Annotated in this window: 9 protein-coding genes, 5 tRNA genes and 1 pseudogene; 4 read left to right on the top strand and 11 right to left on the bottom strand. The window is 44.5% G+C overall.

The window, feature by feature from the left end; all coding sequences use genetic code 11:
- Positions 1-67: 67 nt before the first annotated feature.
- From EYS00_RS11020 to EYS00_RS10970, 11 genes and pseudogenes are all read right to left on the bottom strand, one after another.
- Complete coding sequence (locus EYS00_RS11020; protein WP_130636589.1) at positions 68-1,954, bottom strand: SurA N-terminal domain-containing protein; 1,887 nt, start codon at positions 1,952-1,954, stop codon at positions 68-70.
- Positions 1,955-2,272: 318 nt separating this feature from the next.
- Positions 2,273-2,545: a nucleoid-associated protein HU-beta gene (gene hupB / locus EYS00_RS11015; protein ID WP_130636588.1), complete on the bottom strand. Its 273-nt coding sequence runs from the start codon at positions 2,543-2,545 to the stop codon at positions 2,273-2,275.
- Positions 2,546-2,847: 302 nt separating this feature from the next.
- Positions 2,848-5,200, bottom strand: a pseudogene (gene lon, locus EYS00_RS11010) (endopeptidase La).
- A 197-nt stretch (positions 5,201-5,397) separates the two neighbouring features.
- Positions 5,398-6,672, bottom strand: a complete 1,275-nt coding sequence (gene clpX, locus EYS00_RS11005; RefSeq protein WP_130636587.1) for an ATP-dependent protease ATP-binding subunit ClpX — start codon at positions 6,670-6,672, stop codon at positions 5,398-5,400.
- A gap of 74 nt (positions 6,673-6,746) precedes the next feature.
- Positions 6,747-7,376, bottom strand: coding sequence for an ATP-dependent Clp endopeptidase proteolytic subunit ClpP (clpP, locus tag EYS00_RS11000; RefSeq protein ID WP_130636586.1), 630 nt, complete (start codon positions 7,374-7,376; stop codon positions 6,747-6,749).
- Between the two features lie 98 nt (positions 7,377-7,474).
- Entirely contained in the window at positions 7,475-8,779 is a 1,305-nt protein-coding gene (gene tig / locus EYS00_RS10995) for a trigger factor (RefSeq protein ID WP_130636585.1), read from the bottom strand.
- Positions 8,780-9,031: 252 nt separating this feature from the next.
- Positions 9,032-9,108 (bottom strand) — tRNA-Pro (locus EYS00_RS10990).
- 28 nt (positions 9,109-9,136) lie between these two features.
- Positions 9,137-9,221, bottom strand: a tRNA-Leu gene (locus EYS00_RS10985).
- A 6-nt stretch (positions 9,222-9,227) separates the two neighbouring features.
- A tRNA-His gene (locus EYS00_RS10980) sits at positions 9,228-9,303 on the bottom strand.
- 95 nt (positions 9,304-9,398) lie between these two features.
- A tRNA-Arg gene (locus tag EYS00_RS10975) sits at positions 9,399-9,475 on the bottom strand.
- A gap of 24 nt (positions 9,476-9,499) precedes the next feature.
- Positions 9,500-9,576, bottom strand: a tRNA-Pro gene (locus EYS00_RS10970).
- A 373-nt stretch (positions 9,577-9,949) separates the two neighbouring features.
- Between EYS00_RS10970 and folD the strand changes: the two genes are divergently transcribed.
- From folD to EYS00_RS10950, 4 genes are all read left to right on the top strand, one after another.
- Positions 9,950-10,804: a bifunctional methylenetetrahydrofolate dehydrogenase/methenyltetrahydrofolate cyclohydrolase FolD gene (gene folD, locus EYS00_RS10965; protein ID WP_130636584.1), complete on the top strand. Its 855-nt coding sequence runs from the start codon at positions 9,950-9,952 to the stop codon at positions 10,802-10,804.
- A 5-nt stretch (positions 10,805-10,809) separates the two neighbouring features.
- Positions 10,810-11,355: a DUF1415 domain-containing protein gene (locus EYS00_RS10960; RefSeq protein ID WP_130636583.1), complete on the top strand. Its 546-nt coding sequence runs from the start codon at positions 10,810-10,812 to the stop codon at positions 11,353-11,355.
- A 205-nt stretch (positions 11,356-11,560) separates the two neighbouring features.
- Positions 11,561-12,289 (top strand): tRNA (N6-threonylcarbamoyladenosine(37)-N6)-methyltransferase TrmO, encoded by a 729-nt coding sequence (gene tsaA / locus EYS00_RS10955; RefSeq protein WP_130636582.1) that lies wholly within the window; start codon positions 11,561-11,563, stop codon positions 12,287-12,289.
- Between the two features lie 68 nt (positions 12,290-12,357).
- Positions 12,358-14,016: a proline--tRNA ligase gene (locus EYS00_RS10950; protein ID WP_130636581.1), complete on the top strand. Its 1,659-nt coding sequence runs from the start codon at positions 12,358-12,360 to the stop codon at positions 14,014-14,016.
- Positions 14,017-14,023: the final 7 nt, after the last annotated feature.

Raw genomic sequence — 14,023 nt, 5'->3', positions numbered from 1 at the left:
TTAGCGTTAAATTCGAACACAAAAAAAGCCCGCGCTAGGCGGGCTTTTTGTTAGCTCGTTTTTTTGCTTACAACGCAGTCAAGACTTTTACATCTGACTGAGCACGTAAAGCATCAATATACTGTTCGTAAACGCGCTGTCCTTGCAACTGTGACAATTGCAATGCGAGTGATACCTGTGTCGCCTCATCTATTTCAGCGGCCTCAGATACCGACGTCAACGCAACAAGCGCAACACCACCCGTTGAGGTACTTGTGACTTCGTAAGCTTTTTCACCTTCCAATGCAAGCGTAAAGAGTGTTTCTACGATACTGCGGTTAATTGTACTACCTGTTCGTCCGACGCCTTCTGCAACTTCCCATACTAGAGACTTTTCTTCAAGAAATGCATCTACACTCTCTCCCGCAACAAGCGCAGGGATTAAATCAGATACCCAGCTGCGAGCTAGTTCCTGTGACTTCTCAACAAGCAGAACTGCTGTTATTTCTTCGCTAACCTCATCCAAAGCTTTAGTACGCTGAGGTGTGTGTTCAACTACTCGGGCAACCAAAACGGTTTCGTCATCAAGCTCGATCAGGTCACTGTTAACACCTTCACTGACTAGCTCGCTAGAGAACGCCGCTTCCACTACCGCAGGGACATTAATCTCAAAGGGTACTGTTGTACGTGTGAACGACACAGTTTCGACAACAGGCAGCTCCACCGCATTTGCGACATCTTCAAGCGTATCAGGAACTTCAAACGCTAGCTCAGCCATAAGGGTTTGTTGAGCATAAAACTCTTCAAGAGCCGCGTCTCTCAAAAGTGTATCCGTGATTTCACGCTCAACATCGACGAACGGCGTTACGTCTTCCGGCTTGATCTCGGTCAGTTGAATAATGTGCAATCCGAAGTCAGTCTCAACGATATCTGTGTATTCACCTACGTTAGCAATACCAAAAGCGGCTTCTTCAAAGACTTCGTCTGTTTTTGTAATAAATGACAAATCACCGCCAGACTCGGCAGAAAACGTGTCATCTGAATCAGATTTTGCAACTTCAGCAAAATCTTCACCAGCATTAAGCTTGGCCAGAATACCTTCCGCACGCGCTCTAGCAGCGTCAGCGTCATCGCCCAGCTCAACAAGAATATGAGAAACACGTCTTTCTTCTTCTGTACTGTAGCTAGCAACATTGTTTTCGTAGTACGTCAGCGCGTCGCCATCTTCAACAACTGCACGACCAACAAGGTCATTCACTGACAACATAACGTAAGCAAGTTTGACTTCTTCTTCTGTATCAAAGGTCGCTATGTTTTCATCATAGTAAGCTGCGATTTCATCTTCGGTCACTTCAACATCACTATTAAACAAAGAGGCGTCGACTAAGAGGTACTTACCATCTCGTGTTTGCTGCTGTAGTGCATTAGCCAGTTCAGTTTCACTTGGCAAAGAGAATGAAGAACTATTCATTGCCGCTGCCAACTGATTTTGCGTCATCTGCGTACGAAGGTAATCTTTAAAATCAGTAACGGTGAAACCGTTTTGGCGTAATATTGCTTGGAAACGTTCGTTGTCAAACTGGCCCGCGTATTGAAATTCAGGCATTTCCAAAATAGTTTCGCGGATCTGATTCTCTGATACACGCAATCCCATTTCAATCGCTTGCTGCTGAATTAGCTTTTCAGCGATAAGACGATCTAAAACGTTTTTCTTGAAGTCACTGAGATATTGTTCGCTGCTGAATAGCTGGCCAACAGCTTGACCAAACTGTGCTTCCATTTGGGCACGTTGATTCTGATAAGCACGCTCTAGTTCTTGGGCACTAATCTCATCACCATTGACCGATGCAACTGCATTAGAACCTGACGACGTTAAGTAGCTCCCAACTCCAGCAAATACGAAACTCAGAACGATAAGCACAATGACTGCCATCGCCCATGGGCCTTGAGAACCTTCTCTGATTCTTTCTAACATGATTGATTTTCAACTCCGTTGCTTACTACAACTGCCCTACATTTTTATGCGTTTCATTCGAGTAATGAAGAACGCTGTTTAGTGGGCAAAAATAAGCGATGATTATAACGCAATAGCTTCGAATATAAACGTCTTTAACCCAAACTCATGAAGGTTTTTACCACCTATGCAATTGGCGTCAGCTACACCGCACGACAAGCTACAGGGAAACAAGAGTAGAGCAAAGTGGAGTAAATAAACGGGGTGTTATCGCAAAATAATCAGTACATATAAAAAAGGCGATGGAAATTCCATCGCCTTTTAAAAACTTATAAGATATTAGTTACAAGCGTCTTTCAGTGCTTTACCAGCTTTGAAAGAAGGAACTTTCGCTGCTGAAATCTGAATAGTCTCACCTGTTTGCGGGTTACGACCGCTGCGAGCAGAGCGCTCACGTACAGAGAAAGTACCAAAACCAACCAATGCTACTTGGTCGCCATCTTTAAGTGCTGAAGTCACTGCGTCAGTGAAAGAATCAAGAGCACGGCCTGCAGCCGCTTTAGAGATATCTGCACCTGCGGCGATTTGGTCGATAAGTTGAGACTTGTTCACAATAATGATCCCCTTCGATTGTTATTATACTGTTTTGTCCAATTAGTGTGGACTTTTATAGCAAGCTTGATGAGTAACATCAAGCGGTCTGTCACAATTAATTAACTTTTGTTGAATCGCTGCCATCCCTTTATTGACGAGGCTTCACGCGAATACTCAGCTAAGGTATCACAACTATTGCGACTTGAAAGCCCTAAATTGAAAAAAATTCGTGAAACTTTAACGAGGAGTACACTTTTTAATCAAAAGAGAGCTAAAATGCCCCTGAACGCCTTGTTTCACAAGGCATTCAGAGAATTTTGTCACGCAGATTGTACCGAAAAAGCACTGACTGGCTCTTGAAGTGCAATATCTAATACGTCATCAATCCACTTCACGGGGTGAATTGATAAGTCTTTTTTAACGTTATCAGGAATTTCCTCGAGATCTCTCTCATTGTCCTTTGGAATAACGACGGTTTTTATTCCGCCTCGGTGGGCTGCAAGTAACTTCTCTTTCAACCCGCCAATGGCAAGAACTTCACCTCTCAAGGTAATTTCTCCGGTCATCGCAACTTCACATTTAACAGGGTTCCCCGTTAACGATGACACCAATGCAGTACACATAGCAATACCAGCACTTGGACCGTCTTTTGGTGTAGCTCCCTCAGGAACATGCACATGAATATCGCGCTTTTCGTAAAAATCTTCGTTGATACGCAGCTTTTCAGCACGACTTCTCACTACGGTCATTGCGGCTTTAATTGACTCTTGCATTACGTCACCAAGTGAACCGGTAGAGGTCATTTTGCCTTTACCCGGTACCGAGGTAGTTTCAATAGTCAAAAGGTCACCACCTACTTGAGTCCAAGCTAAGCCGGTAACCTGACCAATCTGATTCTCTTTGTCGGCTTTGCCGTAGTCGAAACGTTGTACGCCCAAGTAATCTTTCAGATTGTCTTGATCAACGACTATCTTGTCTTTGCTCTTACTAAGTAAAACATCTTTCACTGCTTTACGGCATACTTTGGAAATTTCACGCTCTAGGCTACGAACCCCTGCCTCTCGCGTGTAATAACGAATCATACCAACGATAGCAGATTCAGTAATCTCAAGTTCCTTGGTCTTAAGGCCGTTGCGCTCCATTTGCTTACCGATAAGGTGACGGGTTGCGATATTTAGCTTCTCGTCTTCTGTGTAACCAGAGAGGCGTATAACTTCCATTCTGTCTAACAGTGGACCAGGAATATTCATGCTATTAGACGTTGCGACAAACATGACGTCTGACAAATCGTAATCAACTTCCAAATAATGGTCGCTGAAACTGCTATTTTGCTCTGGGTCAAGAACCTCCAGTAATGCAGAAGCCGGGTCACCACGCATATCCGACGACATTTTGTCAATTTCGTCGAGTTAAAAACAGTGGGTTTTTCACTTCCACTTTAGCCATTTTCTGAATTAACTTTCCAGGCAATGATCCGATATATGTTCTTCTGTGACCGCGAATTTCCGCCTCATCACGAACACCGCCCAATGCCATACGAACATATTTACGACCTGTTGCTTTTGCAATCGACTGGCCAAGTGACGTCTTACCCACACCAGGAGGGCCTACCAAACAAAGAATTGGCCCCTTAAGTTTCTTAACGCGCTGCTGTACTGCGAGATATTCAAGAATACGTTCTTTTACTTTTTCTAAGCCATAGTGGTCAGAGTCCAATACCTGCTCTGCACGAGAAAGGTCACGCTTAACCGGTGAACGCTTGTTCCAAGGTACGTTTGTTAACCATTCAATGTAACTGCGAAGCACTGTTGCCTCAGCAGACATAGGTGACATCATTTTCAGCTTTTGTAACTCAGATTTAGCTTTATCTTCAGCTTCAGAAGGCATCTTAGCATCAGCGATTTTTTTAGATAACGCTTCAAACTCGTCAGGGGCTTCATCCATTTCACCGAGTTCTTTTTGAATGGCTTTCATTTGCTCATTCAAATAATACTCTCGCTGACTTTTCTCCATTTGCTTCTTAACACGCGTGCGGATTTTCTTTTCCACTTGAAGCAAGTCTATCTCGCCTTCCATCAAAGCCATTAAGTACTCAAGGCGCTCATTAACACCTTTCATCTCGAGTACTTTCTGCTTTTCTACCAACTTAAGTGGCATGTGTGCAGCCATAGTATCGGCAAGTCGCGCCGCATCTTCGATGCCATTAAGTGACGTGAGTACCTCTGGGGGAATTTTTTTATTGAGTTTTACATAGCCCTCAAACTGAGACACTGCAGAGCGAATGAGTACTTCTTGCTCACTCTCAGCAATTGCCTCATCTTCAATACGGTTAACATTGGCGACAAAATGTGGCTCAGATTGGACGTAGCTCTCTACTTCACCACGCAAGCTTCCCTCAACCAGTACTTTAACTGTGCCGTCGGGTAGTTTAAGCAGCTGCAAAATAGTCGCGATAGTTCCCACACTATAAATGTCGTCAGACTCAGGTTCATCAACACTCGCGTCTTTTTGCGCTGCAAGGAATATTTGTTTGTCATTTTCCATCGCCGCTTCCAAACATTGGATCGACTTCTCACGCCCAACAAACAAGGGTATGACCATATGCGGGTAAACAACAACATCCCTCAACGCTAAAACGGGGATTTCAATACGATTTTCACGCTCAACTGTCATACGTGTTCTCTATAAGTTCCTATTGTGGGTTTATATGGGGATGCAAGGACAAAGTTCAAATAAAACTTATTAAACAATAATGAAATAAGCACAGATCGATTAAACAACTCAGACGTTAACTTGCACTGATTACAGACTAGAGGGAGTTATTCGGAAATACAACGAAAAAAGGCCCCTAAGGGCCTTTCTTGAACTAATTACTCAGACGCTGCTTTCTTTTCAGCGCTGTCGTAAATCAAAATGGGTTTAGATTCACCCTTGATAACAGTTTCATCGACAACCACCTTACTCACGTCTTCCATTGAAGGTAGTTCGTACATAGTGTCGAGTAACACTGCTTCAACAATAGAGCGTAACCCACGGGCCCCTGTTTTGCGCTGCATCGCCTTTTTTGCGATAGCGTGAAGCGCGTCATCACGGAACTCAAGTTCTACATCTTCCATTGAGAACAGAGCACCATATTGTTTGGTGATGGCGTTTTTAGGTTCTCTTAAGATTTGAATAAGCGCATCTTCGTTTAGCTCTTCCAGGCTAGTGACCACAGGTAGACGTCCGATGAACTCAGGAATAAGTCCATATTTGACTAAATCTTCCGGCTCGACCTGTTTGAACAGTTCGCTAATCGCTTTTGTGTTGTCTGAAGACTTCACGGTCGCACCAAAACCAATGCCTGTATCGGTATGCGCTCGTTGTTCAATCACTTTATCTAACCCGGCAAACGCGCCGCCGCAGATAAACAAAATTTTGGAGGTATCTACCTGTAAAAACTCTTGCTGAGGATGCTTTCGTCCGCCTTGAGGTGGAACGGAGGCTACCGTACCTTCAATCAGCTTGAGCAACGCTTGTTGTACACCCTCACCAGATACGTCTCTGGTGATAGACGGGTTATCTGACTTACGCGAAATTTTGTCAATCTCATCGATATAAACAATTCCGCGCTGTGCCTTCTCTACATCGTAGTCGCATTTTTGCAAAAGTTTTTGGATGATGTTCTCGACATCCTCACCAACATAACCAGCTTCGGTAAGTGTGGTGGCATCAGCCATAGTAAACGGCACGTCTAGCAGACGAGCTAAAGTCTCAGCCAGAAGAGTTTTACCACTACCAGTAGGACCAATCAGTAGAATATTACTTTTACCCAGTTCAACGCCATCGTGAACGTCACCGTTTCGCAAGCGCTTGTAGTGGTTGTAAACCGCCACAGACAATACTTTTTTAGCGTGCTCTTGCCCGATCACATAGTCATCGAGATGGGTATGGATTTCGCTAGGTTTAGGCAACGCGTCTTGCTTTTGCTTCGGCGCGATTTCCTTTATCTCTTCGCGAATAATATCGTTACATAACTCTACACACTCGTCACAAATAAACACCGACGGGCCTGCGATTAACTTTCTTACTTCGTGCTGGCTTTTGCCACAAAACGAGCAGTACAGCAGCTTATTATCACTGTCACCGCTTTGTTTATCACTCATACTTTTGCCTCTGCCATGCCCAAGTTGAAAACAAAAATGTGCTACGCACTGAACTCAGGCTTTCTATTACTATACTACTTACTTGTGGCTGCGTCAGATCGATTTGTTAACACTTGGTCAACAAGGCCATATTCTTTAGCTTCCATCGCGCTGAGGAAGTTATCGCGATCCGTATCGTGAGCTACTTTTTCGTAGTCCTGTCCAGTATGTTCCGCCATCAGGCGATTTAGCTTTTCTTTAATACTGAGAATTTCTTTCGCGTGAATTTCAAAATCAGACGCCTGACCTTGGAAACCGCCAAGAGGTTGGTGAATCATTACGCGCGAATTAGGTAAACAGTAACGCTTACCTTTGGTTCCACCTGAAAGAAGAAATGCACCCATACTGGCCGCTTGACCGATACAGACAGTGCTTACATCAGGTTTAATAAATTTCATAGTGTCGTAGATTGCCATACCCGCAGTCACCGACCCACCTGGTGAGTTGATGTAAAGAAAGATATCTTTCTCTGGATTCTCTGCCTCTAGGAATAACATCTGCGCGACAATGAGGTTTGCCATGTGATCTTCTACTTGTCCAACAAGAAAAATCACGTTTTCTTTAAGTAAACGAGAATAGATGTCAAAAGAACGTTCACCTTTGGCGGTTTGCTCAACAACCATAGGAACAAGTGCATTCATCGGGTCAAACGGAGTATTAGTCATAGCTACCTTGATAATCTAGCGTTAAAAACAAAAATGCTCGGAAGGCTCCGAGCATTTAAGCAGTTGCTGACAGGTTAAGTCAATCAGACGTTGAAAATTTACGCCTGTTTGTTCATTACCTCATCAAAAGCTTTAGTAACTTCGGTTACTTTAGCTTGCTCAAGAACCCACTCGATGGCTTGCTCTTCTAGAGCAACGTTTTGCATTTGCTGCATAAGCTCTTGGTTGTTGTTGTAGTATTCTACAACTTCACTTGGATCTTCATACGCTGAAGCAGCGGTTTCGATCATCTCAGTAACTTTTGCTTCGTCAGCTTTTAGCTCGTTAGTTTTGATAACTTCGCCTAGTAGCAAACCAATCGAAACACGACGTTTTGCGTTGTCAGTGAACAAATCAGCTGGAAGTTCTGGTAGGTTTTGACCACCGCCTTGCTGGCTGAAACGCTGCTTGGCTTGTTCGCGAAGCGCATTCACTTCTTGATCGATAAGCGCTTGAGGAATATCGATTTCATTCGCTTCAACAAGTTTAGCAATAACATCTTCTTTCACTTGTGACTTAAGCGTTTGGTCTAGCTCGCGCTGCATGTTCTTCTGAACTTCAGCTTTAAGTGCGTCAACACCACCTTCCTCTACACCGAACAGCTTAGCGAACTCTTCGTCTACTTTTGGAAGTGACTCGCCTTCAACCTTTTTCACAGTCGCTTGGAATACAGCGTCTTTACCTTTTAGGTTTTCTGCGTGGTAGTCTTCAGGGAAAGTTACTTCGATAGTGACTTCTTCACCGGCTTTCGCGCCAACTAGTGGCTTTTCGAAACCAGGAATCATACGGCCTTTACCAAGTTCTAGCGCGAAATCTTCCGCTTTGCCGCCTTCAAACTCTTCACCGTCTACTGTACCAACGAAGTCGATGATAACTTTGTCAGTTTTCTTAGCTTTACGCTTAACTTCTTTCCAAGTAGCGTGTTGCTTTTGTAGCGTTTCCATCATGTTGTCTAAGTCAGCGTCGCTGATTTCAACAACTGGCTTTTCGATTTCGATGTCTGCTACACCTTTAACTTCTACCTCTGGGTAGATTTCAAAAGAAGCAACAAATTCTAGGTCTTGACCGTCTTCGTCTTTGGTCAATTCAAACTTAGGCATGCCAGCAGGTTGAATTTTTTCTTGAATAACGGCTTGGTAGAAGTTCTGCTGCATAACATCGCCAGCTACTTCTTGACGAACAGCTCGACCAAAACGCTTCTTGATGACGCTTACTGGAACTTTGCCCGGACGGAAACCATTAATACGCTGAGTTTTTGCCAATTGCTGTAGGCGTGATTTAACTGCTGAATCAACAGTGTCAGCTGGTACTGTGATAGTAAGACGGCGTTCTAAACCCTGGGTCGTCTCGACTGAAACTTGCATTATGTTACCTCAACTCTACGCCTACTACGGCGTTTGTTTTTAGTCCCCTCTCCCGCTTTACCAACACTGGCGAATATCTTCGGGTTAGAGGTCGTTTTAGGCGCTTATACCAGCGCACTAGTTAAAAAAAGACGCGGTAGTATACAGCCGCTTTTTTATAGAGTCGAGAGGGAAACAGAAGTTTGTCGCGAACCACAGAGATTTAGTGGTAAAAAAGTAAAAATATGCTTAAAACGGGCAAAAAAATATGAATGGTCGGTGAGACAGGATTTGAACCTGCGACCCCTTGTACCCAAAACAAGTGCGCTACCAAGCTGCGCCACTCACCGACAGTGTGCTTAAAAAGCTAAGAGATAATGGTGCGGAAGGAGAGACTTGAACTCTCACGCCGTGAAGCACTGGAACCTAAATCCAGCGTGTCTACCAATTCCACCACTTCCGCAAAAAGTGGGGTGGACGATGGGACTTGAACCCACGACAACCGGAATCACAATCCGGGGCTCTACCAACTGAGCTACGCCCACCATAGAGGTGTTTGCTAAACTTAGTACATAGATTGTAAATGCACCAAGTTACTTAGATTTCGCACTATCCTAGTCAGGCATCCGCCTGACCCGCATGGCGCGTCCGGCAGGATTCGAACCTGCGACCCACGGCTTAGAAGGCCGTTGCTCTATCCAGCTGAGCTACGGACGCTTAACGAATCTTCGTTTAGCAAAGTGGTCGGTGAGACAGGATTTGAACCTGCGACCCCTTGTACCCAAAACAAGTGCGCTACCAAGCTGCGCCACTCACCGACAGTGTAACTACAAACTCAAGCTTATCTGCTTCAGCTCCGTTACGGGGTGCGAATATTACTGACTTGCCCTCACCTCGTCAAACACTTTTTTAAATAAAAAAATCAACCGCTCACAATACGCACAATGCGCTGCATTTTCAGGCCATTTGCGTACATATCCAACGGTAAAAAACAGACTTATTACTGTTTAAACCAGTAATAGTAGAATCGCCATGCTAAACGCTCGGTGTTCTTTTGAGAGTCTTTCTAATCAAAACTGACTTAACAACCACCCACTCAAGAAGTCATATCGCTAAATTGAGTGGTCAATATTAGCTATTTTGTGAAACAATATAGGGATAGTGTCCCCTTTTAAATAACTGAAACAGAATATGACTGCGCATTTAATTGATGGAAAACAAATTGCTAAACAGGTTCGAGCCCATGTTGCGACTTATGTAGAAGGCCTTAAAGCTTCAGGAAAGCGCCCCCCTGGTTTGGCTGTAGTGCTGGTGGGTAGTGATGCGGCTTCACAAGTTTATGTGTCAAACAAACGCAAAGCGTGTGAAGAGGTAGGGTTCGTATCCAAGTCTTACGACTTACCCGCTGATACGTCAGAAGAAGAGTTACTTGCACTCGTCGATGAATTAAATGAAAACAAGGAAATAGACGGCATTCTTGTTCAACTGCCGCTCCCAGCAGGATTAAACGCAGAAAAGGTGCTTGAGCGTATTCAACCCCACAAAGACGTTGACGGTTTCCACCCCTACAACATAGGAAGACTTGCTCAGCGTATTCCAGCACTCCGTCCATGTACGCCTAAAGGCATTATGACAATGATTGAAGCGACCAAACGTCCTATTAAAGGTTTGGATGCGGTTATTGTCGGGGCTTCAAATATCGTGGGTCGCCCAATGAGTTTAGAATTGTTGTTAGCAGGCTGCACTGTTACCACCTGCCACAAATTCACTCAAGACCTCAAGGCTCACGTTATGCGTGCAGACTTACTGGTTGTTGCGGTAGGTAAACCAAACTTTATTCCTGGAGACTGGATTAAACCTGGCGCTATCGTTATCGATGTGGGTATTAATCGAATTAACGATGGGTCATTGGTAGGCGATGTAGATTTCGATAACGCTAAAGAGCGTGCAGGTTGGATCACTCCAGTGCCAGGTGGTGTTGGACCAATGACAGTAGCAAGCCTCATTGAAAATACATTAGAAGCTTACGTAAAATATCATTCGTAACACTAATGAGCGACACACACTATTTACATGCCACTGAGCAATGGGTGGATGACGTTGTGATTCATCACAACTTCTGCCCGTTTGCGAAGTTCGTCCGCCACCCGAACAAAATAAAATACGTTGTTGAGACAGGTGACGCTGGCAACATTGTTAACGCGCTATACAACGAATGTAAACACCTCGATGAAACCCCAGAGGTCGCCACAACACTTGTGATAGTCGTTAGTGATGCAACACAAAGTTTCGATGATTATCTAGATGTACTTGCACTAGGTGAGCAACTGCTGGCCGATTGGGGATATAGTGGGACTTACCAGCTAGCGAGCTTTCACCCTGATTATGTATTTGCTGGCGAAGCCCCTGATTCTCCGTCTAACTACACCAATCGTTCACCCTATCCGCTTTTTCATTTGATTCGAGAGAGTGATATTGAAAAGTATATGAAGAACGAAGAGGATGCAGAAAAAATATATCAGCACAACATAGCACGCGCTGAATCGCTGGGGTGTCAGCACTTTGCTAATCAGCTGGAAAAGTTAAAGCAAAATTAGAGAAACCTAATTCAAAAAGTGGCCCGATAAACGGGCCATAAAAATAATGGGGTCCAGGGAAAATCAATACAGGTACCCGAAGCCAGTATTGAGCTCTTATAGATTAATTAGAGCCCCCGTAAGATAAGGCTCTAATATTAGATTAATATTACAAACGCTTATTTTTTCACATTTTATGTGTGCGATATAAAGGTGCTAGCAAACTATGTCAGCCAATCAGTTTTCAGTTTCCCCCATCGGACATATAAAAACCCCGTTCAAACAAAAATTTGCCATTCCCAGACAACCTAATCTCGCCAAAGCAAAAGGCACTATCTACCTACGAGAGGATTTAAACGACCCTGATATGTTTAAAGGTTTAGAGGGATTTACCCATCTTTGGCTCTTGTTCGTTTTTCACCAAACCAAAGACAAAGGTTGGAAGCCAGCTGTTAAGGCACCGCGCTTGGGCGGAAATCAAACAATGGGGGTGTTCGCTTCTCGCAGTACCCACAGGCCTAATGCCATTGGCATGTCGGTAGTTAAGAACCTCAGCTGGCAACAGGACGACAGCGGTTTGTTACTCAATGTTGAAGGCGTGGACCTCCTCGATGACACGCCCATTGTGGATATTAAACCTTACGTTCCCTACGCAGACAGAGTGGCAGACGCTGAGGATAATCTTGCAAGTTACGGCGCAATACCACAAAGAGAAGTGTTATTGGAATCTCACGTAAAAGAGTTACTCAATATAGCTCGGAAGAAACACCCAGATATAAAGCAGCTACTTATTGATGTGCTTGCTCAAGACCCGCGACCGGCCTATCGTCACAAGCATGAAAACGACGACAAAACCTATCGAGTTGCGCTTTACGATTATGATATCGGCTTTAAGGTTGAAAATGGGTCAATCAAAGTTATGGACTTTGGACCAGATAAACGGTCATCGGTATAGCACTCTTGCTCGCAGTTAATTAGAATACGCAAGTTTTATTAATATTCATTACAGGAAGAACGCTTCGAATGCGCACCAGTCAATATTTGCTTGCCACGCAAAAAGAAACGCCGGCCGATGCCGAAGTTATCAGCCACCAGTTAATGCTACGCGCTGGCATGATAAGAAAACTCGCATCAGGCCTATACACTTGGTTGCCTACCGGCCTAAGAGTGCTCAACAAAATCGCTGATATTGTGCGCGATGAAATGAACAAAGCAGGTGCCATTGAAGTGCTTATGCCCGTAGTTCAGCCGGCTGACCTTTGGGAAGAATCAGGTCGTTGGGATGAGTATGGTCCTGAGTTACTTCGCGTTAAAGACCGCCACCAGCGCGATTTTGTATTGGGCCCAACTCACGAAGAAGTGATCACAGCCCTTGTTCGTAATGATATTAGTAGTTACAAACAGTTGCCGTTAAATCTCTACCAAATTCAGACTAAATTCCGCGATGAGGTTCGCCCTCGTTTCGGAATTATGCGCGGCCGAGAATTTACCATGAAAGATGCATACAGCTTCCATATGGAACAAGAGTGCTTGGGTAAAACCTACGACGCTATGTATCAAGCTTACTGCAATATATTCAGCCGTATGGGTTTAGATTACCGCGCTGTTATTGCTGACTCTGGTTCAATTGGTGGCAGTGTATCGCACGAGTTCCATGTGTTAGCCGAGTCTGGTGAAGACGCGATTGCATTCTCAACGGAAAGCCAATACGCCGCCAATGTTGAAATGGCTGAAGCAGTTGCTGGTGAACAGCAAACACCTTCAGGTGCTGCAGTTGAAGAAATTGAAGCCAATGGCTTAACAGGCGACATCTCACTTTATGTAGTTAAAGGTGAAGCTGAAGATGGCGCAGAAAAGTGGGTGGTACTCGCACTCAAACAAGCGCATTCGCTTAACGACATCAAAGCTGAAAAACTTGATGGAGTTGCCTCTCCATTGGTAATCGCCAGCGAAGAAAAAGCAGCAAACCTGTTGGGTATAAACGCGTCAGTAGCGAATCCGCTCGATATCGCGCTACCGCTAGTAGTGGATAGCAGTGCAGCTGCACTTGCGGACTTTACGTGTGGTGCGGGTAAAGAAAACACCCTACTCAAGAATGCCAACTGGGCAGACGATATCACGACAGCCGATCTCAGAGACGTTGTTGCCGGTGATGCTTCTCCAGATGGACAAGGTTCACTTGAAATTAAGCGCGGCATCGAAGTGGGACATATTTTCCAACTTGGCGACAAATATTCCAAAGCAATGAACTGTGGTGTACTCAGTGAAACGGGAAAACATCAAACACTTACCATGGGCTGCTATGGTATTGGTGTATCGCGTATTGTTGCTGCCGCCATTGAACAGAACCACGACAAATATGGCATCATGTGGCCTGATCCAATTGCGCCTTTCAAGATTGCAGTCATTCCAATGAATATGCATAAATCCCATCGCATTAAAGAAGTAGCAGAGAAGCTTTACGACGACCTAAAAGCCGCTGGCGTAGATGTACTGTTTGACGACAGAAAAGAACGCCCTGGGGTTATGTTCAACGATATGGAATTGATCGGTGTACCTCATAGTATCGTTATTGGTGAGCGCAACCTCGACAATCAACAGATAGAATACAAAAACCGCCGCACTGGCGAAAAGCAACTCATCGATATTGCTGATGCTGCTAACTTCATAACGGCGTTGTAAAGCGAGC

The organism is Alteromonas sp. KUL49 (genome assembly GCF_006538345.1).
Classification (GTDB): Bacteria; Pseudomonadota; Gammaproteobacteria; order Enterobacterales; family Alteromonadaceae; genus Alteromonas.
This window is presented reverse-complemented; position numbering and strand designations above follow the sequence as displayed.